Source organism: Streptomyces roseicoloratus (genome assembly GCF_004117935.1).
Lineage (GTDB): Bacteria > Actinomycetota > Actinomycetes > Streptomycetales > Streptomycetaceae > Streptomyces > Streptomyces roseicoloratus.
In genome coordinates this window covers 1-21,905 of sequence record NZ_SDOY01000106.1, presented here as the reverse complement: position 1 = coordinate 21,905, position 21,905 = coordinate 1, and the positions used below count along the sequence as shown (strand labels likewise).

Here is a 21,905-nt window from a genome sequence, read left to right as displayed (position 1 = left end):
GGTTCTAGTGGTTGTCGCAACACCCCAGTTCAAGGGGTGCGATGGACTTCCAGATCCGAGCGGACCGGACACCGCAGGGGCGTAAGAAGTTGTCCCGGGAGCGGGAGGCATACTCCCGGCTCGTGCGGCAGGGATACAGCAACACCGAAGCGTGCCGGATTGTCGGCATCGATGAGCGGACCGGTCGGAAGTGGCGCAACGGCCGCTCCGGGGAACGCAACCGGAAGCCGGTACCACCGATCAATCTGGTGGTGCCGGCTTCCGGTCCGTCCCGATACCTGAGCGAGGACGAGCGGATCCACATCGCGGACCGGCTGCGGGAGAAGGCCACGGTACGGGCGATCGCCGCGGAGCTGGGCCGAAGTCCGTCCACGGTCAGCCGGGAGATCCGCCGCAACCGCACCGACGGCACACGCGGCCAGTGGCACTACCGCCCGCACGCCGCCCAGGCCCGCGCCGACGCCCGCCGTCCCCGCCCCAAGCCCCGCAAGATCCTCCGGAACCCCGAGCTGCGGGACGCCGTCCAGACGATGCTGGACGAGAAGTGGAGCCCGGAGCAGATATGCCACGCTCTGCGGACACAGTTCCCCCAGCGGCCGGAGATGCACGTGGTCCACGAGACCGTCTATCAGGCACTTTATGTCCAGGGCAGGGGTCAGCTGCGGCGCGAGCTGGCCGGCGCCCTGCGCTCCGGGCGGGCCCGCCGCAGACCCCAGCGGCAGGCGAACTGCCGCCAGCCGCGTTTCACCACCCCGATGGTGATGATCAGCGAACGGCCCGCCGAGGTGGAGGACCGGGCCGTTCCCGGCCACTGGGAGGGCGACCTGATCATCGGCAAGGACGGCAGGTCCGCGATCGGCACCCTGGTCGAACGCGCCACCCGCTACGTCATGCTCCTGCACCTGCCCGGCGACCACGGAGCCGAGGCCGTCCTGACTGCCCTGACCGCCACCGTCCAGACCCTGCCCGCCCAGCTGATGCGGTCCCTGACCTGGGACCAGGGCAGCGAGATGGCCCGCCACGCGCAGTTCACCCTCGCCACCGACATCCCGGTCTACTTCTGCGACCCCGCCAGCCCCTGGCAGCGCGGCTCGAACGAGAACACCAACGGCCTGCTGCGGCAGTACTTCCCCAAAGGCACCGACCTGTCCGTCCACGACCCCGAGCACCTGGCCGCCGTCGCCGACCAGCTCAACCGCCGCCCACGCAAAACGCTCGGCTGGGAAACCCCGGCCGAGCGCCTGCATAAACTACTCGCGGCCTGACCAACACGACCACGTGTTGCGACGACCCCTAGAAACCGCCACCATGCCGGCGGCCCTTCGCGCGGGGGCGCGCGGACGGGTCGCGGCGCCCGCGCCTCCGGCGAACCGGCGTACCCGCGCGCCGGCCGGCCGGCCCACGCATGCGTCGCGGCGCCGGTCGTCCTCCCGTCAGCCGATGTCCGGCGGGTCCACGCGCACCCGCACCGGCTCGCCGCCGCCGCGGGCCAGTCGTGAGGCCTGCGCCCGCTTCAGGGCGGTGGCGAGCGCGGCCCCGCTGCCCGGCGGTACGCGGATCAGCGCGCGGTCCCACTGCTCGCCCGGTGGGGTGTCGCCGGGGCGGCGGGGACCGCCGGGCCGGGTCACGGGCAGCGGTACGGGTCCCAGGATCTCGGCGTCCCGGGGCAGTTCGGCACCGGCGAGGAAGGCCGCGAGGGCATCCGGCGTTCCGGACACGGCGGCCATGCGCGAGACGGGCGGAAAGCCCAGCTCGGCCCGCTCGGCCAGCTCGCGCTGGGCGTGCCCGACGGGGTCCCAGCGCACCAGGGCCTGCACGGGCCGCAGCGTGGGCTCGGCGACGACGACCACGGTTCCGCCGTCACCCTGGCCCCGGACCAGCGACGCGGCGTCGATCCAGCGGCGCAGGGCCTCCTCTCCGGCCCGCAGGTCGGGGCGGCCGAGCATGGCCCAGCCGTCGAGGAGCAGCGCGGCCGCGTAGCCGCCCTCGGCCACCGGCTCGGCGCCCGGGGTGCTCACCACGAGTGCGGGCCGGTCCGGGACCCGGTCCAGGACGTGGTCGCGTCCGGAGGTGCGGACGGGCACGGCGGGGAAGGCCCGGCCCAGTTCCTCGGCCGTGCGCCGGGCGCCCACCACCTGGGCGCGCAGCCGGGTGGAGCCGCACGCCTCGCAGTGCCAGCCGGGAGCGCCGCGCCCGCACCAGCCGCAGTGCAGTTCCCGCTGCTCGGGCGCCTCCAGCGGTCCGGAGCAGTGCCGGCAGCGGGCGGGCGTCCGGCAGCGCTCACAAGCGAGCCGCGGTACGTAACCCCGGCGCGGCACCTGGACGAGCACCGGCCCGGACTTCAGGCCCTCGCGCACCACCTGCCAGGCGAGGGTGGGCAGCCGGGCCGCGCGGGCGGCCTCGTCGCGGGCGAGGTCGGTGTCGCCGACGGTCCGCACCAGGGGAGCGGCGGCCCGCACCTGGTCGCGGCCGGCGACGAGCGGCTGGGCCCAGCCGGAGCCCACGAGCTGGGCGGCCTCGACGGTGCAGCTGGTGGAGCCGAGCAGGAAGGCGCAGCGGTCGTGGGCGGCGCGCAGCAGCAGGACGTCGCGGGCGTGCGGCTGCGGGGCGTGCGGTTCGCTGTGGCTGGTGTCGCCGTCGTCCCAGATGACGGCGAGCCCGAGGTCCCGTACGGGCGCGAACATCGCCGCCCTGGTGCCGACGACCGCCCGGACGGCACCGCGCCGGACGGCGAGCCACTGCGCGTACCGCTTCTCGGGTCCGGCCTCGGCGGTGAGCAGCGCGTGCCGCCCCTCGCCGAGCAGCCCGGTCAGGGCGGCGTCGACGCGGTCGGCGGCCCGCCCGTCGGGGACGACGACGAGGGCGCCACGCCCGGACGCGAGGGTCGCGGCGACGGCGCGGGCGATCTCCTCGGCCCAGTGCGGCCCGGGCAGCGCGTTCCACACGGCGCGCGGCACTCCGCCGCGGGCCAGCGACTCCAGGAACGCGGCGCCCCGCTCGTAGCGCGCCCAGCTGCCCGCGGCGGGCGCGGCCGGCGACGGCAGCGGCTCGGGCGAGGGCCTGCTCTCGGCGCGGGCGTTGCGCGGCGGCACGGCGAGCTGGAGCACGTCGGCGAGGCTTCCGGCGTACCGGTCGGCGACGGCCCGGGCGAGCCCCAGCAGCTCGGGGCCGAGCACGGGCTCGGGCGAGACGACGTCGGCGAGCGCGGCGAGCGGCCCGGAGTAGTCCGATTCGGCCCGCCGCTCGACGAGGAACCCGTCGATGAGCCGCCCGCCCTCGCGCCGCCCGCCCCGCACCTGGTGGGCCCCGGCGCCGAAACGCACCCGCACCCGCACGCCGGGCCGCGCGGCGGCGTCCAGCTCCTCGGGCACGGCGTAGTCGAAGAACTGGTCGAGGTGGAGCACGCCCTTGTTCACCACGACCCGTGCGACGGGCAGCTCCTTGGCGAGCGCGGCCCCGCGCCAGGTCCGCGGCTTGGCCCGCGGCACCTTGGCCTTCCGCACGGTCTCCCGGATGAGCGCGAGCTGCTCGGGCTCCCCCGGCCCCTCGTGCCCCCCGCCCTTCTCGTCCTCGCTGCTCACAGCCCCATACCTACCAGACGGCACCGACAGTGGCTCCGGCACGCCGAAGGCCCGGCACCCCTGAGGGTGCCGGGCCTTCGGTCGGTTCCCGGGCTTACAGGCCCGCGGCCGCCTTCAGGGCGTCCACGCGGTCCGTGCGCTCCCAGGTGAAGTCCGGCAGCTCGCGGCCGAAGTGGCCGTAGGCGGCGGTCTGGGAGTAGATCGGGCGGAGCAGGTCGAGGTCGCGGATGATCGCGGCCGGGCGGAGGTCGAAGACCTCGGCGATGGCGTGCTCGATCTTCTCGGTCTCGACGGTGTGGGTGCCGAAGGTCTCGACGAAGAGGCCGACGGGCTCGGCCTTGCCGATCGCGTACGCGACCTGCACCTCGCAGCGGGAGGCGAGGCCCGCGGCGACGACGTTCTTGGCGACCCAGCGCATGGCGTAGGCGGCGGAGCGGTCGACCTTCGACGGGTCCTTGCCGGAGAAGGCGCCGCCGCCGTGGCGGGCCATGCCGCCGTAGGTGTCGATGATGATCTTGCGGCCGGTGAGGCCGGCGTCGCCCATCGGGCCGCCGATCTCGAAGCGGCCGGTCGGGTTGACCAGCAGGCGGTAGCCGTCCGTGTCGAGCTTGATGCCGTCCTCGACGAGCTCCTTCAGGACGTGCTCGACGACGAACTCGCGGATGTCGGGCGCGAGCAGCGACTCGAGGTCGATGTCCGAGGCGTGCTGCGAGGAGACGACCACGGTGTCGAGACGGACGGCCTTGTCGCCGTCGTACTCGATGGTGACCTGGGTCTTGCCGTCGGGGCGCAGGTACGGGATGGTCCCGTTCTTGCGGACCTCGGTGAGGCGGCGGGAGAGCCGGTGCGCCAGGTGGATCGGGAGCGGCATGAGCTCCGGGGTCTCGTCCGACGCGTAGCCGAACATCAGGCCCTGGTCGCCGGCGCCCTGCTTGTCGAGCTCGTCCTCGTCGCCCTCGACGCGGGACTCGTAGGCCGTGTCGACGCCCTGCGCGATGTCCGGGGACTGCGACCCGATGGAGACCGAGACGCCGCAGGACGCGCCGTCGAAGCCCTTCTTCGAGGAGTCGTACCCGATGTCGAGGATCTTGTTGCGGACGAGGGTCGGGATGTCGGCCCAGGCCTTGGTGGTGACCTCACCCGCGACGTGCACGAGGCCGGTCGTGATCAGCGTCTCGACGGCGACACGGGAGGTGGGGTCCTCCTTGAGCAGCGCGTCGAGGATGGTGTCGCTGATCTGGTCAGCGATCTTGTCGGGGTGACCCTCGGTCACGGACTCCGAGGTGAACAGACGACGGGACACAACGCTCCCTGGGGTTGCAGCGGCTGCTGGCTGATCGTTTACGGACCGGCAGGGGGCTGCGCCCCGCGACGTTCCGAGAACAGTCTATCGGTCACGATCGGGCATGTGGCCAGGTTCCCGGCCGGTCGATGACGTGATCTGCGTGGCGATCAAGGCTCCGAGCTGGCCCTTTGTCCGAGTTTGCGGAACTTACCGGGCCCGCGGGGGCTCGTTCCGGACGCGGGGCGGCGTTCTGCCGGAATCTCCCGGATCTCCCGGAATCACCCGGAGAGGGGACGCAGCCGGGGCAGGACCAGGTCCCACACCGTCTCCGCCAGCGCTTCCTTCGGTCCGTACGGCACGGCGGTCTCGGCACCGTCGGCGGCGAGGACCACGGCCTCGTTCTCCTCCGAGCCGAAGGTCTTGCGCTCGCCCACCTCGTTGACGACGAGCAGGTCGCAGCCCTTGCGGCGCAGCTTCAGGCGGCCGTTGGCGAGGACGTCGTCCGTCTCGGCGGCGAAGCCGACCACGACCTGGCCGGGCAGCGCGCGGTCGGCGGAGATCTCCGCGAGGACGTCCGGATTGCGGACCAGTTCGATCGTCGGGGCACCGCCGTCGTCGGTCTTCTTGATCTTCCCGGGGGCGTAGGCCGCCGGCCGGAAGTCGGCGACCGCCGCCGCCATGACCACCGCGTCGGCGTCGGCCGCGGCCTTCAGGACCGCCTCGCGCAGCTGGACGGCGGTGCCGACCCGGACGACGTCCACGCCCGCCGGGTCGGGCAGGCCGGTGTTGGCCTCGATCAGGGTGACCCGGGCGCCGCGGGCCGCGGCGGCCTTGGCGAGGGCGTAGCCCTGCTTGCCGGAGGAGCGGTTGCCGAGGTAGCGGACCGGGTCGAGCGGCTCACGGGTGCCGCCGGCGCTGATCACGACGTGGCGGCCCGCGAGGTCGGGGGCCGTGACGCCGCGGGCCAGGACGCGACGGCAGATCTCGAAGATCTCCCCCGGATCGGGCAGCCGGCCCTTGCCGGTGTCGACGCCGGTGAGCCGGCCGACGGCGGGCTCGACGACCACGGCGCCGCGGCGGCGCAGGGTGGCCACGTTCTCCTGGGTGGCCGGGTGCTCCCACATCTCGGTGTGCATGGCCGGCGCGAAGACCACCGGACAGCGGGCGGTGAGCAGGGTGTTGGTGAGCAGGTCGTCGGCGAGGCCGTGGGCGGCCTTGGCCAGCATGTCGGCGGTGGCGGGGGCGACGACGACGAGGTCGGCGGCCTGCCCGATGCGCACGTGCGGCACCTCGTGGACCGTCTCCCACACCTCGGTGGAGACCGGGTTGCCGGACAGCGCCGACCAGGTGGCGGCGCCGACGAAGTGCAGGGCCGAGTCGGTCGGGACGACGCGCACGTCGTGGCCGGACTCCGTGAGCCGCCGCAGCAGCTCGCAGGCCTTGTAGGCGGCGATCCCGCCGCTGACGCCCAGAACGACCTTCGGCTTGGTCACCACTGCTCACTCCCGCACTCGGCTGCGTACGACTCCATGAGACACCACGGGCCCGGCGGATGTTCCGCCGGGCCCGTGGTGACGAGCGTTGTTCTGTTGCTTACTGCGCCGGGCCCTCGATGGCCTCGGAGGTCAGCAGGCCCGCGTTGATCTCGCGCAGCGCGATCGAGAGCGGCTTCTCGTGGACGTGGGTGTCCACCAGCGGACCGACGTACTCCAGCAGGCCCTCGCCGAGCTGGGAGTAGTACGCGTTGATCTGACGGGCGCGCTTGGCCGCGTAGATCACGAGGCTGTACTTCGAGTCCGTGGCCTCGAGCAGCTCATCGATCGGCGGGTTGATGATGCCCTCGGGCGCGGTGATGGAAGAGGACACGCTCTACCTTCCGACAGGGGGAAAAAGATCAGGAAACTGCCATCAAGGCTAGCAGCTCACGCGCGACGTCCTCGACCGAGGTGTTGACGAGCGTGGTGTCGAACTCCGACTCGGCGGCCAGCTCGACCTTCGCGGCCTGCAGCCTGCGCTCGATCACCTCGGGCGACTCGGTGCCGCGGCCGGTGAGCCGGCGGACCAGCTCCTCCCAGCTCGGCGGGGCCAGGAAGACCAGCTGGGCGTCGGCCATGGACTCCTTGACCTGCCGGGCGCCCTGGAGGTCGATCTCCAGGAGCACGAGCTCGCCGGCCTCCAGCCGGTCGAGGACCGCGCGGCGCGGGGTGCCGTAGCGGTTGCCCGCGAACTCGGCCCACTCCAGCAGCTCGCCGTTGGCGACCAGCTTGTCGAACTCGTCGTCCGTGACGAAGAAGTACTGGACACCGTGCTGCTCACCGGGTCGCGGCTTCCGTGTCGTGGCCGACACCGAGAGCCAGACCTCGGGGTGGACCTTGCGCATATGAGCGACGACCGTGCTCTTGCCCACCCCGGAGGGGCCGGAGAGCACGGTCAGCCGCGGACGTGCTTCTGCTGCCATGCAGCGATTATTCCAGCATTACCGGTGTGCCCGGGACCGCACGGGTCCAGGCCCGGGCGCCTCAGGCGCCGGCGCCGCCGAACTCACGCTCCAGGGAAGCGATCTGGTTGGAGCCGAGGCCACGGACCCGACGGCTCTCGGAGATGCCGAGCCGCTCCATGATCTGCTTGGCGCGGACCTTGCCCACGCCCGGCAGGGACTCGAGCAGGGCCGAGACCTTCATCTTGCCGATGACGTCGTTGGTCTGCCCCTGCGCGATGACGTCGTGCAGGGAGGCGCCGGAGTGCTTGAGTCGATTCTTGACCTCGGCCCGCTCCCGGCGAGCCGCGGCGGCCTTTTCGAGCGCGGCTGCGCGCTGTTCAGGGGTAAGGGGCGGAAGAGCCACGCCTACGTCACCTCGGATGTCGAACTGTCGGATACGGACCGGTGCAAGCTGCACGCTCCGCGCGAACGGAGCACACCCCACACCAGTGGAGCAACGACCGACGCGAGTACGCCGAACGCCGACTCTGTCCCGGAGACTAGCGGCCAAGACCGCTGGAGTCAGCGAGAACAGACGAAAAGTCCTGGTCAGCATCGACCGACCAGGACATTTCCGGCATAACGACGCTGTTTTGGGTCAACTTTTGTCAAGGAGTGAGACGGCGGGGACACGCCGCCCGACCTGCGGATTGGCGAGAACCCGCCGAAATCGGCCCTTCGGGTGCCTCGGAGCGCCTCAGACGCCCACGGCCTCCCTGATCTCGTTCGCGTAACGTTCCGCCGCGGCCCGCAGCGCGACCCCGTCCGGCCCTTCCCTGAGGACCCCGCGGCTGACGTTCGGGACGACGTTGCGGACCGCCGCGCCGAAGACCGCCGGGAGGTCTGCCGCGGTCGCGCCCTGGGCACCGATGCCGGGGGCGAGCAGCGGCCCGTTGATGTCCAGGTCGAAGGCGGACAGGTCGCCGAGGGTGGCGCCGACCACCGCGCCGAAGGAGCCCATCGGGCTCTCCCCCGCGTTCTCCGCCGCGAGGTGGGCCAGCATCGTCGCGCCGACGGTCCGCCCGTCCTCGCGGACGGCCCGCTGGACCTCCGCGCCCTCCGGGTTGGAGGTCAGCGCCAGGACGAAGAGCCCCGCGCCGGACTCCCGCGCCAGGTCCACGGCCGGCTTCAGCGAGCCGTAGCCGAGGTACGGGGAGACCGTGAGCGCGTCGGAGAAGAGCGGCGAGTCCTTGCGCAGGAAGGCCTCCGCGTAGGCGGCCATGGTGGAGCCGATGTCGCCGCGCTTGGCGTCCATCACGACCAGGCCGCCCGCCGCCCGCAGGTCGGCGACGGCGCGCTCCAGGACGGCCACGCCGCGCGAGCCGAAGCGCTCGAAGAAGGCGGCCTGCGGCTTGAACACGGCGACCGTCTCGGCGAGGGCCTCGACGACCGTGAAGGTGAAGCGCTCCAGGCCCTCGATGGTGTCGGGCAGGCCCCAGGAGTCCAGCAGGGAGGCGTGCGGGTCGATGCCCACGCACAGCGGGCCGCGCTCGTCCATGGCGGAGCGCAGACGGTTGCCGAAGGAGAGGGTCATCGGGTGGTGGCCTTTCGGTGGTCGGCGCCGACGGCCTCGGCGAGGGTGGCGTACGGGGAGGCCGCGAGGCGGGCGGCCAGCCCCTTGTGGATGGCGCGGGCGTAGAACGGACCCTCGTAGATGAAGGCGCTGTAGCCCTGGATCAGGGTGGCGCCGGCGAGGATGCGCTGCCAGGCGTCCTCGGCGTTCTCGATGCCGCCGACGCCCACGAGGACGATGCGGTCGCCCACGCGCGCGTAGAGGCGGCGCAGCACCTCCAGGGAGCGCTGCTTGACCGGGGCGCCGGACAGGCCGCCGGTCTCCTTGACCAGGGCCGGGTCGGACGTCAGGCCCAGGCCCTCGCGGGCGATGGTGGTGTTGGTGGCGATGATCCCGTCGAGGCCGAGCTCCAGGGCGAGGTCCGCGACGGCGTCCACGTCCTCGTCGGCGAGGTCGGGGGCGATCTTCACCAGGAGCGGCACCCGGCGGCCGGGCACGGACCGGTCGGCGGCCTCGCGGACGGCGGTGAGCAGCGGCCGCAGCGACTCGGTGGCCTGGAGGTTGCGCAGGCCCGGGGTGTTCGGCGAGGAGACGTTGACGACGAGGTAGTCGGCGTGCCGGGCCAGCCGCTCGGTGGACTTCACGTAGTCGGCGGCGGCCTCCTCCTCGGGGACGACCTTGGTCTTGCCGATGTTGACGCCCACGACCGTCCTGAAGACGGGGGTGCGGGCGCCCAGACGGGCGGCGACGGCGGCGGAGCCCTCGTTGTTGAAGCCCATGCGGTTGATCAGGGCGCGGTCCGGGACGAGCCGGAACAGGCGCTTCCTGGGGTTGCCGGGCTGCGCCTCGCCGGTGACGGTGCCGATCTCGACGTGGTCGAAGCCCAGCATGGCCATGCCGTCGATGGCGATCGCGTTCTTGTCGAAGCCGGCGGCGAGGCCGAAGGGGCCGTGCATGCGCAGGCCCAGGGCCTCGGTGCGGAGCTCCTTGTGGCGGGGCGCGAGGACGGCCGCGACGAAGGTGCGGAGCACGGGGACGCGGGCGGCGAACCGGATCCAGCGGAAGGCCAGGTAGTGGGCCTCCTCGGGGTCCATGCGCTGGAAGACGAGGCGGAAGAAGAACTTGTACATGGAGGTGTCCTCAGCAAGAGGGGGACACCGTTTCCGGTGTCCCCCTTGTGGGCTGCTAGTCGCGGGCCGCGGTCAGGTGCGCCGCGTGTTCCTGGAGCGAGCGGACGCCCACGTCGCCGTGGTTGAGCGCGTCGATGCCCTGGACCGCCGCCGCCAGCGCCTGGACCGTGGTCAGGCACGGGACGGAGCGGGCCACCGCCGCCGTACGGATCTCGTAACCGTCGAGGCGGCCGCCGGTGCCGTACGGGGTGTTGACGATCAGGTCGACCTGGCCGTCGTGGATGAGCTGGACGATCGTCTTCTCGCCGTTCGGGCCCTCGCCCTCGGACTGCTTGCGGACGACCGTGGCGTTGATGCCGTTGCGCTTGAGGACCTCGGCCGTGCCGGAGGTGGCGAGCAGCTCGAAACCGTGGGCGACCAGCTCACGGGCCGGGAAGATCATCGAGCGCTTGTCGCGGTTGGCGACCGAGATGAAGGCGCGTCCCTTGGTGGGCAGCGGGCCGTAGGCGCCGGCCTGCGACTTGGCGTACGCCGTGCCGAAGACCGAGTCGATGCCCATGACCTCGCCGGTGGAGCGCATCTCCGGGCCGAGGACGGTGTCCACACCGCGGCCGTGGATGTCGCGGAAGCGGGTCCACGGCATGACGGCCTCCTTGACGGAGATCGGCGCGTCCAGCGGCAGCTCGCCGCCGTCGCCGGTCTTCGGCAGCAGGCCCTCCTCGCGCAGCTCGGCGATGGTGGCGCCGAGCGAGATGCGGGCGGCGGCCTTCGCGAGCGGCACCGCGGTCGCCTTCGAGGTGAAGGGGACGGTGCGGGAGGCGCGCGGGTTGGCCTCGAGGACGTACAGGATGTCGCCGGCCATCGCGAACTGGATGTTGATCAGACCGCGGACGCCGACGCCCTTGGCGATGGCCTCGGTGGAGGCGCGCAGGCGCTTGATGTCGAAGCCGCCGAGGGTGATCGGGGGCAGGGCGCAGGCCGAGTCGCCGGAGTGGATGCCGGCCTCCTCGATGTGCTCCATGACGCCGCCGAGGTAGAGCTCGTGGCCGTCGTAGAGCGCGTCGACGTCGATCTCGATCGCGTCGTCGAGGAAGCGGTCGACGAGCACCGGGCGGGTCGGGGAGATCTCGGTGGACTCGGCGATGTACGCCTCCAGGCGCGCCTCGTCGTAGACGATCTCCATGCCGCGGCCGCCGAGCACGTACGAGGGGCGGACCAGGACCGGGTAGCCGATCTCGTCGGCGATGGCCTTGGCGCCGGCGAAGGTGGTGGCGGTGCCGTGCTTCGGCGCGGGCAGGCCGGCCTCGGCGAGCACCTGGCCGAAGGCGCCGCGGTCCTCGGCGGCGTGGATGGCCTCCGGGGAGGTGCCGACGACCGGCACGCCGTTGTCCTTGAGCGCCTGGGCGAGGCCCAGCGGGGTCTGGCCGCCGAGCTGGACGACGACGCCGGCGAGTGGGCCGGCCAGCTGCTCGGCGTGGACGATCTCCAGGACGTCCTCGAGCGTCAGCGGCTCGAAGTACAGCCGGTCGGAGGTGTCGTAGTCGGTGGAGACGGTCTCCGGGTTGCAGTTGACCATCACGGTCTCGTAGCCCGCGTCGCTGAGCGCGAAGGAGGCGTGGACGCAGGAGTAGTCGAACTCGATGCCCTGGCCGATGCGGTTCGGGCCGGAGCCCAGGATGATCACCGCGGGCTTCTCGCGCGGCGCGACCTCGGTCTCCTCGTCGTAGGACGAGTAGAAGTACGGGGTCTTCGCGGCGAACTCGGCGGCGCAGGTGTCGACCGTCTTGTAGACCGGGCGGACGCCGAGGGCGTGCCGGACCTCGCGGACGACGTCCTCGCGCAGGCCGCGGATGTCGGCGATCTGGGCGTCGGAGAAGCCGTGGCGCTTGGCCTCGGCGAGCAGCTCCGGGTCGAGCTTCTCGGCCGCGGCGAGCTCGTCGGCGAGCTCCTTGATCAGGAAGAGCTGGTCGACGAACCACGGGTCGATCTTGGTGGCCTCGAACACCTCCTCCTGGGTGGCGCCGGCGCGGATGGCCTGCATGACCGTGTTGATGCGGCCGTCGGTCGGGCGGACCGCCTGCTCCAGGAGCTCGGCCTTGTCGCCGGGCTCGCCGGTGAAGGCGAACTGCGAGCCCTTCTTCTCCAGGGAGCGCAGGGCCTTCTGGAGGGCCTCGGTGAAGTTGCGGCCGATCGCCATGGCCTCGCCGACCGACTTCATGGTCGTGGTCAGCGTGGAGTCGGCGGACGGGAACTTCTCGAAGGCGAAGCGCGGGGCCTTGACGACGACGTAGTCGAGGGTCGGCTCGAAGGAGGCCGGGGTCTTCTCGGTGATGTCGTTCGGGATCTCGTCCAGCGTGTAGCCGACGGCGAGCTTCGCGGCGATCTTGGCGATCGGGAAGCCGGTGGCCTTGGAGGCGAGGGCCGAGGAGCGGGAGACGCGCGGGTTCATCTCGATGACGATGATGCGGCCGTCGACCGGGTTCACCGCGAACTGGATGTTGCAGCCGCCGGTGTCGACGCCGACCTCGCGGATGATCGCGATGCCGATGTCGCGCAGGCGCTGGTACTCGCGGTCGGTGAGGGTCATCGCCGGGGCGACGGTGATCGAGTCGCCGGTGTGCACGCCCATGGGGTCGAAGTTCTCGATGGAGCAGACGACCACGACGTTGTCGTTCTTGTCGCGCATCAGCTCCAGCTCGTACTCCTTCCAGCCGAGGATGGACTCCTCCAGGAGCACCTCGGTGGTCGGGGAGAGCGTGAGGCCCTGGCCGGCGATGCGGCGCAGCTCCTCCTCGTCGTGGGCGAAGCCGGAGCCGGCGCCGCCCATGGTGAAGGACGGGCGGACGACGACGGGGTAGCCGCCGAGCGTCTCGACGCCCTCGAGGACGTCGTCCATGGAGTGGCAGATGACCGAGCGTGCGGACTCGCCGTGGCCGATCTTGCGGCGGACCTCCTCGACGACCTCCTTGAAGAGGTCGCGGTCCTCGCCCTTGTTGATCGCCTCGACGTTGGCGCCGATCAGCTCGACGTTGTACTTCTCCAGGACGCCCTGCTCGTGCATGGAGATCGCGGTGTTGAGCGCGGTCTGGCCGCCGAGGGTGGGCAGGAGGGCGTCGGGGCGCTCCTTGGCGATGATCTTCTCGACGAACTCCGGGGTGATCGGCTCGACGTAGGTGGCGTCGGCGATCTCCGGGTCGGTCATGATCGTGGCCGGGTTGGAGTTGACCAGGATGACGCGCAGGCCCTCGGACTTGAGGACGCGGCAGGCCTGGGTGCCGGAGTAGTCGAATTCGGCGGCCTGGCCGATGACGATCGGGCCGGAGCCGATGACCAGGACGGACTGGATATCGGTGCGCTTAGGCACGCTCGGCCTCCATCAGCGAAACGAAGCGGTCGAAGAGGTACGCGGCGTCGTGCGGGCCCGCGGCCGCCTCGGGGTGGTACTGGACGGAGAAGGCCGGCTGGTCGAGCAGCTGGAGGCCTTCCACGACGTTGTCGTTCAGGCACACGTGGGAGACCTCGGCGCGCCCGAAGGGGGTGTCGGAGACCTTGTCGAGGGGCGCGTCGACGGCGAAGCCGTGGTTGTGCGCGGTGACCTCGACCTTGCCGGTGGTGCGGTCCTGGACCGGCTGGTTGATGCCGCGGTGGCCGTACTTCAGCTTGTAGGTGCCGAAGCCGAGGGCGCGGCCGAGGATCTGGTTGCCGAAGCAGATGCCGAAGAGCGGGGTCTTGCGGCTGAGCACTTCCCGCATGACGGAGACGGGGCCGTCGGCGGTGGCCGGGTCGCCGGGGCCGTTGGAGAAGAACACGCCGTCGGGGCTGACGGCGTAGACGTCCTCGGCGGTGGCGGTGGCGGGCAGCACGTGGACCTCGATGCCGCGCTCGGCCATCCGGTGCGGGGTCATGCCCTTGATGCCGAGGTCGACGGCGGCGACGGTGAACTTCTTCTCGCCGATCGCGGGGACGACGTACGGCTCCTTGGTGGCGACCTCGGCGGAGAGGTTCGCGCCCTTCATCTCGGCCTGCTGGCGGACCTCGGCGAGCATGGTGCCCTCGTCGGGGAGCGCGCTGCCGGAGAAGATGCCGACGCGCATGGCGCCGCATTCGCGCAGGTGGCGGGTGAGGGCGCGGGTGTCGACGCCCTGGATGCCGACGATGCCCTGGTGGCGCAGCTCCTCGTCGAGGGAGCGCCGGGCGCGCCAGTTGGAGGGGACGCGGGCGGGGTCGCGGACGACGTAGCCGGCCACCCAGATGCGGGAGGACTCGGGGTCCTCGTCGTTGACGCCGGTGTTGCCGACGTGCGGGGCGGTCATGACGACGACCTGGCGGTGGTACGACGGGTCGGTGAGGGTCTCCTGGTAGCCGGTCATGCCGGTGGAGAACACGGCCTCGCCGAAGGTCTCCCCCACGGCCCCGTAGGCGCGGCCGCGGAAGATGCGGCCGTCCTCCAGGACGAGTACGGCGGGAACCTTGGCAGCTCCCCTTGTGGAGGTTGTCATCGTGCGATGCCTTCCGTCGTGCTTGCGGTGTTCGGGTGGGTGAGGGCCTCGACCCAGGCGGCGTGCTCGGCGGCCCGGTCGGAGCGGAAGCCGGAGTCGAGCAGCTTGTCGCCGTGGGCCCAGGTGACGACGAGCAGGCCGCCCTCGGTGAGGACCTTGCCGGCGATGCCCTTGTCGAGGCGGGCCTCGCGCAGGGCGCCGGCGGGGATCAGGAAGTCGTTCGCCCCGGGGCGCACGACGCTGATCCCGGCGTCCGTGAGGGTGAGCTCGGCGCGGCTGCGGGTGCCCAGGCCGTGGGCGACGATCCGGTCGAGCCACTGTCCGGCGGTGGTGGAGCCGTGGTAGCGGCCGCTGAGCGTCAGCCTGGCCGCTCCGGGCGCCTCCGGCACCTCGGGGAGGGGCGGGAGGTCGGACTGGAGGCTGCCGCGCCACTTCCATCCCTGGCGCATCAGCCAGTAGACGAAGACGACGAAGAGCAGCAGTCCGGCCACCCAGCCGAGCCGGCCGGCCCAGTCGGTCACTTCGGCCGACTTCGGTTCGGCCGCGAGGAGTACGAGAGGTGTCACGCCAGTTTCCCGTCGACGAGCGTTGCCCGGCCCCGCAGGAAGGTGTGGGTGACGCGTCCCGGCAGCTCGCGGCCCTCGTAGGGGGTGTTGCGGCTGCGGGAGGCGAAGTCGGCGGGGTCCACGACACCACGGTATGCCGGATCGACCAGGGTCAGGTTGGCGGGCTCACCAGCCGAGACGGGTCGTCCGTGGCCGCGGGCCTGCCCGATCCGCGCGGGTGCGACGGACATCCGGTCGGCGACGCCGGCCCAGTCGAGCAGTCCGGTCTCCACCATCGTGTGCTGGACGACGGACAGGGCGGTCTCCAGGCCGACCATGCCCATGGCGGCGGCGGCCCACTCGCAGTCCTTGTCCTCGTGGGGGTGCGGGGCGTGGTCGGTGGCGACGATGTCGATCGTGCCGTCGGCCAGGGCCTCGCGGAGCGCCATCACGTCGCGCTCGGTGCGCAGCGGCGGGTTGACCTTGTAGACCGGGTTGTAGCTGCGGACCATCTCGTCGGTGAGGAGGAGGTGGTGCGGGGTGACCTCGGCGGTGACGTCGATGCCGCGGGACTTGGCCCAGCGGACGATCTCGACGGAGCCGGCGGTCGAGAGGTGGCAGATGTGGACGCGGGAGCCGACGTGCTCGGCGAGCAGCACGTCGCGGGCGATGATCGACTCCTCGGCGACGGCGGGCCAGCCGCCGAGGCCGAGCTCGGCGGAGACGACGCCCTCGTTCATCTGGGCGCCCTCGGTGAGGCGGGGCTCCTGGGCGTGCTGGGCGACGACGCCGCCGAAGGCCTTCACGTACTCCAGGGCGCGGCGCATGATCACGGCGTCGTCGACGCACTTGCCGTCGTCGGAGAAGACGGTGACGCCGGCGGCGGAGTCGTGCATGGCGCCGAGCTCGGCGAGCTTCCTGCCCTCGAGGCCGACGGTGACGGCGCCGATGGGCTGCACGTCGCAGTAGCCGGCCTCCTTGCCGAGCCGGTAGACCTGCTCGACGACGCCGGCGGTGTCGGCGACGGGGAAGGTGTTGGCCATGGCGAAGACGGCCGTGTAGCCGCCGGAGGCGGCGGCGCGGGTGCCGGTGAGGACGGTCTCGGAGTCCTCGCGGCCGGGCTCGCGCAGGTGGGTGTGCAGGTCGACCAGGCCGGGCAGCAGGATCCTGCCCTCGGCCTCGATCACCTGGGCGCCCTCGGCGGAGAGGTCCGTGCCGACCGCCTCGATGACCTCGCCGTCGACGAGGACGTCCCGCGCCTCGGCGCCGAGTACCTTCGCACCGCGGATAAGGATCTTGCTCATGGGTCTTACTTCTCCTCGGTACGAGTGGACTGCGATTCGTTGCCGCCGAGCAGCAGGTACAGCACGGCCATGCGGATGGAGACGCCGTTGGCGACCTGCTCGACGACCGTGCAGCGGTCGGAGTCGGCGACCTCGGCGGTGATCTCCATGCCGCGGACCATGGGCCCGGGGTGCATGACGATGGCGTGCTCGGGCATCCTCGCCATCCGGTCGCCGTCGAGCCCGTAGCGGCGCGAGTACTCGCGCTCGGTCGGGAAGAAGGCGGCGTTCATCCGCTCGCGCTGCACACGCAGCATCATCACCGCGTCGGACTTCGTCAGCACGCTGTCGAGGTCGTACGAGACCTCGCAGGGCCAGTGCTCGACGCCGACCGGGACCAGCGTGGGCGGGGCCACCAGGGTGACCTCGGCGCCGAGGGTGTGCAGCAGGTCGACGTTGGAGCGGGCGACCCGGCTGTGCAGCACGTCGCCGACGATGGTGACGCGCTTGCCGGCCAGGTCCTGGCCGAGGCCGGCGTCCCGGCCGACCAGGCGGCGGCGCATCGTGAAAGCGTCGAGCAGGGCCTGGGTGGGGTGCTGGTGGGTGCCGTCGCCGGCGTTGATGACGGGCGCGTCGATCCAGCCGGAGGTGGCCAGGCGGTACGGGGCGCCGGAGGCGCCGTGCCGGATGACGACGGCGTCGACGCCCATCGCCTCCAGGGTCTGCGCGGTGTCCTTCAGGGACTCGCCCTTGGAGACGCTGGAGCCCTTCGCCGCGAAGTTGATCACGTCGGCGGACAGCCGCTTCTCGGCCGCCTCGAAGGAGATCCGGGTGCGGGTGGAGTCCTCGAAGAAGAGGTTGCAGATCGTGCGGCCGCGCAGGGTCGGCAGCTTCTTGATCGGCCGGTCGGCCACCCGGGCCATCTCCTCGGCGGTGTCGAGGATCTGGACGGCGTCGTCGCGGGTGAGGTCGGCGGCCGAGATGAGGTGACGCATCATCGGGGTTTCGCTCCGTGGTGGGAGGGTGAGGGCGTGCGGGCGCGCAGGGGTGTGCCCCGGGGACCCGTCGGGGGTGCCGGTCCGGTCGGGCCGTGCCTAGGAGGCGGGCTTGCCGCCGAGCAGCACGGTGTCGCGACCGTCCTCCTCCGCGAGCTGGACCTTGACCGTCTCGCGCAGCGACGTGGGGAGGTTCTTGCCGACGTAGTCGGCGCGGATGGGCAGCTCGCGGTGGCCGCGGTCGACGAGGACGGCGAGCTGGACGGCGCGCGGGCGGCCGATGTCGCCGAGGGCGTCGAGGGCGGCGCGGATCGTGCGGCCGGAGAACAGGACGTCGTCGACGAGGACGACGAGGCGGCCGTCGACGCCGTCACCGGGGATCTCGGTGCGGCCGATGGCGCGGGCCGGCTTCAGCCGCAGGTCGTCCCGGTACATGGTGATGTCGAGGGAGCCGACCGGGATCTTGCTGCCGGTGATGGATTCGAGCTTCTCGGCGAGCCGGCGGGCGAGGTAGACACCGCGGGTGGGAATGCCGAGGAGGACCACGTCGTCGGCGCCCTTGGCGCGCTCGACGATCTCGTGGGCGATGCGGGTCAGGACCCGCGCGATGTCGGGGGCCTCGAGAACGGGCCGTGCCGCATCACTGTGCTGCTGGGCGTCCATATGAAAACGGACCTCCTTCTCCGCCTCACGGGACGGACCTTAAAGGACGTCGGAACTGCGTCGTCCACCTTACCAGGGGCGGACGACCGGCCCGCTCACCACCCGGGCGCCACTCCGGGCGCCGTCCCCCGGAGGGGGGCGGGCGGGGGCCATTCGGCTTGACGGGAGAGTGTCACGCTGCGTAACCTCACAGTGAGTTACCAGCCGCGCGGCGCAGCCGCAACGTCGTCTCAGCGTCCGGGAGCGTTATGTCCAGCGAATACGCAAAGCAGCTCGGGGCCAAACTCCGTGCGATCCGCACCCAGCAGGGCCTTTCCCTCCACGGTGTGGAGGAGAAGTCCCAGGGCCGCTGGAAGGCGGTCGTGGTCGGCTCGTACGAGCGCGGCGACCGTGCCGTGACGGTGCAGCGCCTGGCCGAGCTGGCGGACTTCTACGGGGTGCCGGTGCAGGAGCTGCTGCCGGGCACGACCCCCGGCGGCGCCGCCGAGCCCCCGCCGAAGCTGGTCCTCGACCTGGAGCGCCTCGCGCACGTCCCCGCCGAGAAGGCCGGCCCGCTCCAGCGCTACGCGGCGACGATCCAGTCCCAGCGCGGCGACTACAACGGCAAGGTGCTGTCGATCCGCCAGGACGACCTGCGCACCCTGGCCGTCATCTACGACCAGTCCCCCTCGGTCCTCACCGAGCAGCTGATCAGCTGGGGCGTCCTGGACGCGGACGCGCGCCGCGCGGTCGCCCACGACGACAACAACTGACGCGGAACAGCGCAGCAGAAACGTGCCGCCGGGCCCCGGAAGTCACCTCGACTCCCGGGGCCCGGCGCTTTCCGTCACCGCTCTCCCGCCCCGGCGCACACCGAGGGGACGCCCCGGACACGCGGAAGCGGCCCCTGGGCAGGTCGGAGGGCCGCGCGTGTACGCCGCCCGTGGACGCCGAAGGGGCCCGCCGCACGTCGTGTGCTGCGGGCCCCTTCGACTGCCGGGAACCGACGGGAGAGACGGCCTCAGACGTCCGCGTCCCGGCGCAGGCGCGGCTTCAGGTCCTTGAAGCGCGCGAGCAGACCGTTGACGAAGGTCGGGGAGTCGTCCGTGGAGAACTCCTTGGCGAGCTGCACCGCCTCGTCGATCGCGACGGCGTCCGGCGTGCCGTCCTCCCAGATCAGCTCGTACGCGCCGAGGCGGACGATGTTCCGGTCGGCGGCGGGCATCCGGTCGAGGTCCCAGTCGACCGCGTAGGTCGCGATGAGCTCGTCGATCCGCGCCACATGGCCGGCGTAACCCTCGACGAGCTGCATGGTGAACTCGTTGACCGGCGGCTGGCGGTCGTCCGAACGGGCGAGCCGGACCTGGTCCGCGAGGACCTCCTGGACCGAGGTGCCACGCTGGTCGGCCTCGAACAGGATCTGGAAGGCCCGCCTGCGGGCCTTGCTCCGGGCAGCCACGGTTAGCTGTTCACCCGGCCGAGGTAGTCGCTGGTGCGGGTGTCGACCTTGATCTTCTCACCGGTGGTGATGAAGAGCGGGACCTGGATCTCGTGGCCGGTCTCCAGGGTGGCGGGCTTGGTGCCACCGGTGGAGCGGTCGCCCTGCACGCCCGGGTCGGTGTGCTGGATGGTCAGCTCGACGGCGGCCGGGAGCTCGACGTAGAGCACCTCGCCCTCGTGCTGCGCCACGGAGGCGGTGAAGCCCTCGATGAGGAAGTTGGCGGCGTCGCCGACGGCCTTGCGGTCGACGTGCAGCTGGTCGTAGGTCTCCATGTCCATGAAGACGAAGTAGTCGCCGTCCATGTAGGAGAACTGCATGTCACGGCGGTCGATGGTGGCCGTGTCGACCTTCACGCCGGCGTTGAAGGTCTTGTCGACGACCTTGCCGGACAGCACGTTCTTGAGCTTGGTGCGCACGAAGGCCGGGCCCTTGCCGGGCTTGACGTGCTGGAACTCGACGACGGACCAGAGCTGGCCGCCTTCGAGCTTGAGCACCATGCCGTTCTTGAGGTCGTTCGTGGAAGCCACGGTTGCGGAATCTCCTGGACTGACGTGGGACCGGGGGCGGGCGCGCCGCTACAGCGCGAGCAGCTCCTTGGTCGTGATGGTGAGTAGCTCGGGTCCGCCGTCCGCCTCCTGGCGCACGACGAGCGTGTCATCGATCCGGACCCCGCCCCGGCCCGGGAGGTGGACCCCCGGTTCGACGGTGACCGGCACACAAGCGTCCAGTTTACCCATGGCCGCGGGTGCGAGCTGCGGGTCCTCGCGGATTTCCAGACCCACGCCGTGCCCGGTGAGGGGTGTCGTCGTGTCGCCGTGACCCGCGGCGGCGAGGATCTGCCGGGCCGCGCGGTCGACGTCGCGGTACTCGGCGCCGGGCGCGAGCGCCTCGCGTCCGGCCCGCTGAGCGGCGAAGACGAGGTCGTAGAGCTCGATCTGCCAGTCGGCGGGGGTGGTCCCGATGACGAAGGTGCGGCCGATCTCGCAGCGGTAGCCGCGATAGTTGGCGCCGAGGCAGACGGAGAGGAAGTCGCCCTCCTCGACCCGGCGGTCGGTGGGCCGGTGCCCGGCCCGGCCGGAGTGCGGCCCGGTGGCGACGGAGGTGGCGAAGGCCGGCCCGTCGGCGCCGTGGTCGACGAGCCGACGCTCCAGCTCCAGGGCGAGGTGCCGCTCGGTACGGCCGACCAGGATCGACTCCAGGAGCTCTCCGAGCGCCTGGTCGGCGATCTCGGCGGCGATCCGCAGGCTGGCGATCTCGTCCTCGTCCTTGACGATCCGCAGCTGCTCGACGGCGCAGGCCAGGTCGGCGAGGCGCAGCCCGGGCGCGACCGAGCCCATCGCCCGGTGCCGGGCGACGGTGAGATGGTGTTCCTCGACGGCGAGGGCGTCCGCGCCGGACTTGCGGGCGAACTCCACGGCCGCGACCGCCGGATCCCCGCCTCCGGCCGGCAGCACCAGCTGCCGCAGCACCTCGTCCACGCGTCCGTCGGCCGGGTCGCCGCCGGGCAGGGTGGGGCACAGCAGGACGTCGTCGTCGGGTCCGAGCAGCAGCACGGCCCCGGCGGGCGAACCGCCCGTGAGATAGCGGACATTGGCGGGACGGGAGACGAGGGCCGCGGGGCTGCCCGCGGCCCCGCACCGGTCACGCAGCCGGACCCGGCGTTCCGCATACACCTCTGACATGCTCCGAGCCTACGAGCGCCCGGCCGCACCGGCCTGTTGTACGGGTCCGACCGGGCTGCGGCGGGGCGGCACGGCAGCTCCGGGCGTCCCTGGCGGTCACGCCGGGGGCGCGCCGGATATCGCGCGGGCCAGGACCTCGTCCAGGACGCGGGCCGTGGTCTCCACGTCGTACGTGGAGTTGTCGATGATCGGCAGGCCGGAGCCATACCAGCCGGCCATCCGGCCGTGGATCGCGGCGACCTCCTCGTCCGAGAGGCGGCGGTTGCCGCTGCGTTCGGCGTTCCGTTCCAGGACGACGTCGAGGCCGGGGAGGAGCACCACGGGGAGCAGACCGGGGCCGACGTGGCGCTTCCAGCCGCCGAGGCCGACGACCGGCCAGTCGGGGAAGACCGCGTCGTCGAGGATGCAGGAGATGCCGTTGGCGAGGAAGTTGCGGGCGGCGAAGCCGCAGGTGCGGCGGGCGAGGCGGTACTGGGCCTCGGAGTTCTCGTTCCATCCGGACTGGGGGTCCGCGAAGCCGGAGCAGACCCATTCGCGCACGTCGTCGAGGCTGATGTGGGCCGTCGGCACCGGCCGGCGGCCGGCCCAGTGGCGCGCGACGGTCGTCTTGCCCGCGCCGGCCGGGCCGATGAGCAGGACGGCTATGGTCGCGCCGCCGGTGCCGGTCGCCGCGGGCGGCACGGTGATGGGTCCGGTGACCTGGCCGTTGACCGGGGCGCCGGGCGCGCCGGCGGGGGCTCCGGGCGCGCCCGGCGTCCCGCCCCAGCCGG

General features: G+C 72.1%; 20 protein-coding genes. 2 read left to right on the top strand and 18 right to left on the bottom strand.

Going from position 1 to position 21,905, the window contains the following annotated elements; translation table 11 throughout:
• The first annotated feature begins 41 nt into the window (after positions 1-41).
• Positions 42-1,265, top strand: a complete 1,224-nt coding sequence (locus ESG85_RS11905; protein ID WP_128977433.1) for an IS30 family transposase — start codon at positions 42-44, stop codon at positions 1,263-1,265.
• A 168-nt stretch (positions 1,266-1,433) separates the two neighbouring features.
• Here the strand turns inward: ESG85_RS11905 and ESG85_RS11900 are convergent, their stop codons facing one another.
• From ESG85_RS11900 to pyrR, 14 genes are all read right to left on the bottom strand, one after another.
• Positions 1,434-3,581 (bottom strand): primosomal protein N', encoded by a 2,148-nt coding sequence (locus ESG85_RS11900; protein ID WP_128978288.1) that lies wholly within the window; start codon positions 3,579-3,581, stop codon positions 1,434-1,436.
• 94 nt (positions 3,582-3,675) lie between these two features.
• The gene (metK, locus tag ESG85_RS11895; protein ID WP_128978286.1) at positions 3,676-4,884 is read right to left on the bottom strand and encodes a methionine adenosyltransferase; all 1,209 of its coding nucleotides are present in this window, start codon (positions 4,882-4,884) and stop codon (positions 3,676-3,678) included.
• A 260-nt stretch (positions 4,885-5,144) separates the two neighbouring features.
• Positions 5,145-6,359, bottom strand: a complete 1,215-nt coding sequence (coaBC, locus tag ESG85_RS11890; protein WP_128978284.1) for a bifunctional phosphopantothenoylcysteine decarboxylase/phosphopantothenate--cysteine ligase CoaBC — start codon at positions 6,357-6,359, stop codon at positions 5,145-5,147.
• Positions 6,360-6,459: 100 nt separating this feature from the next.
• Positions 6,460-6,732: a DNA-directed RNA polymerase subunit omega gene (rpoZ, locus tag ESG85_RS11885; RefSeq protein ID WP_005319902.1), complete on the bottom strand. Its 273-nt coding sequence runs from the start codon at positions 6,730-6,732 to the stop codon at positions 6,460-6,462.
• Between the two features lie 28 nt (positions 6,733-6,760).
• Positions 6,761-7,324, bottom strand: a complete 564-nt coding sequence (gmk, locus tag ESG85_RS11880; protein ID WP_128978282.1) for a guanylate kinase — start codon at positions 7,322-7,324, stop codon at positions 6,761-6,763.
• A 61-nt stretch (positions 7,325-7,385) separates the two neighbouring features.
• A complete protein-coding gene (locus tag ESG85_RS11875) occupies positions 7,386-7,709 on the bottom strand; it encodes an integration host factor (protein WP_128978280.1) in 324 nt (107 codons plus the stop codon).
• 333 nt (positions 7,710-8,042) lie between these two features.
• A complete protein-coding gene (gene pyrF, locus ESG85_RS11870) occupies positions 8,043-8,879 on the bottom strand; it encodes an orotidine-5'-phosphate decarboxylase (protein WP_128978278.1) in 837 nt (278 codons plus the stop codon).
• Positions 8,876-9,988, bottom strand: a complete 1,113-nt coding sequence (locus tag ESG85_RS11865) for a quinone-dependent dihydroorotate dehydrogenase (RefSeq protein ID WP_128978276.1) — start codon at positions 9,986-9,988, stop codon at positions 8,876-8,878. The genes pyrF and ESG85_RS11865 overlap by 4 nt, the downstream gene beginning before the upstream one ends.
• 55 nt (positions 9,989-10,043) lie before the next feature.
• Positions 10,044-13,352, bottom strand: a complete 3,309-nt coding sequence (carB, locus tag ESG85_RS11860) for a carbamoyl-phosphate synthase large subunit (protein ID WP_128978274.1) — start codon at positions 13,350-13,352, stop codon at positions 10,044-10,046.
• Entirely contained in the window at positions 13,345-14,487 is a 1,143-nt protein-coding gene (gene carA, locus ESG85_RS11855; protein WP_128978272.1) for a glutamine-hydrolyzing carbamoyl-phosphate synthase small subunit, read from the bottom strand. The genes carB and carA overlap by 8 nt, the downstream gene beginning before the upstream one ends.
• Positions 14,484-15,053: a PH-like domain-containing protein gene (locus tag ESG85_RS11850; RefSeq protein ID WP_128978270.1), complete on the bottom strand. Its 570-nt coding sequence runs from the start codon at positions 15,051-15,053 to the stop codon at positions 14,484-14,486. The genes carA and ESG85_RS11850 overlap by 4 nt, the downstream gene beginning before the upstream one ends.
• Entirely contained in the window at positions 15,050-16,336 is a 1,287-nt protein-coding gene (locus ESG85_RS11845; protein WP_128978268.1) for a dihydroorotase, read from the bottom strand. Before ESG85_RS11845 ends, ESG85_RS11850 begins: the two co-directional genes overlap by 4 nt.
• Positions 16,337-16,341: 5 nt before the next feature.
• Entirely contained in the window at positions 16,342-17,313 is a 972-nt protein-coding gene (locus tag ESG85_RS11840; RefSeq protein WP_128978266.1) for an aspartate carbamoyltransferase catalytic subunit, read from the bottom strand.
• A gap of 96 nt (positions 17,314-17,409) precedes the next feature.
• Positions 17,410-17,973, bottom strand: a complete 564-nt coding sequence (gene pyrR, locus ESG85_RS11835; protein ID WP_128978264.1) for a bifunctional pyr operon transcriptional regulator/uracil phosphoribosyltransferase PyrR — start codon at positions 17,971-17,973, stop codon at positions 17,410-17,412.
• 248 nt (positions 17,974-18,221) lie between these two features.
• Here pyrR and bldD point away from each other — a divergent pair, with 248 nt between their 5' ends.
• Entirely contained in the window at positions 18,222-18,725 is a 504-nt protein-coding gene (gene bldD, locus ESG85_RS11830) for a transcriptional regulator BldD (protein WP_128978262.1), read from the top strand.
• 248 nt (positions 18,726-18,973) lie between these two features.
• On the opposite strand, the gene nusB is transcribed toward bldD, so the two are convergent.
• The 4 genes from nusB to ESG85_RS11810 form a co-directional block, all read right to left on the bottom strand.
• Complete coding sequence (nusB, locus tag ESG85_RS11825) at positions 18,974-19,411, bottom strand: transcription antitermination factor NusB (protein ID WP_128978260.1); 438 nt, start codon at positions 19,409-19,411, stop codon at positions 18,974-18,976.
• A 2-nt stretch (positions 19,412-19,413) separates the two neighbouring features.
• Positions 19,414-19,980 carry an elongation factor P gene (gene efp / locus ESG85_RS11820; RefSeq protein ID WP_128978258.1) on the bottom strand — a complete coding sequence of 189 codons (567 nt, stop codon included), beginning with the start codon at positions 19,978-19,980 and terminating at the stop codon, positions 19,414-19,416.
• A 48-nt stretch (positions 19,981-20,028) separates the two neighbouring features.
• Positions 20,029-21,135: an aminopeptidase P family protein gene (locus tag ESG85_RS11815; RefSeq protein ID WP_128978256.1), complete on the bottom strand. Its 1,107-nt coding sequence runs from the start codon at positions 21,133-21,135 to the stop codon at positions 20,029-20,031.
• Positions 21,136-21,231: 96 nt separating this feature from the next.
• Positions 21,232-21,905, bottom strand: a 674-nt coding sequence (locus tag ESG85_RS11810; RefSeq protein WP_128978254.1) for an AAA family ATPase, incomplete at its 5' end; no start/stop codon positions are given.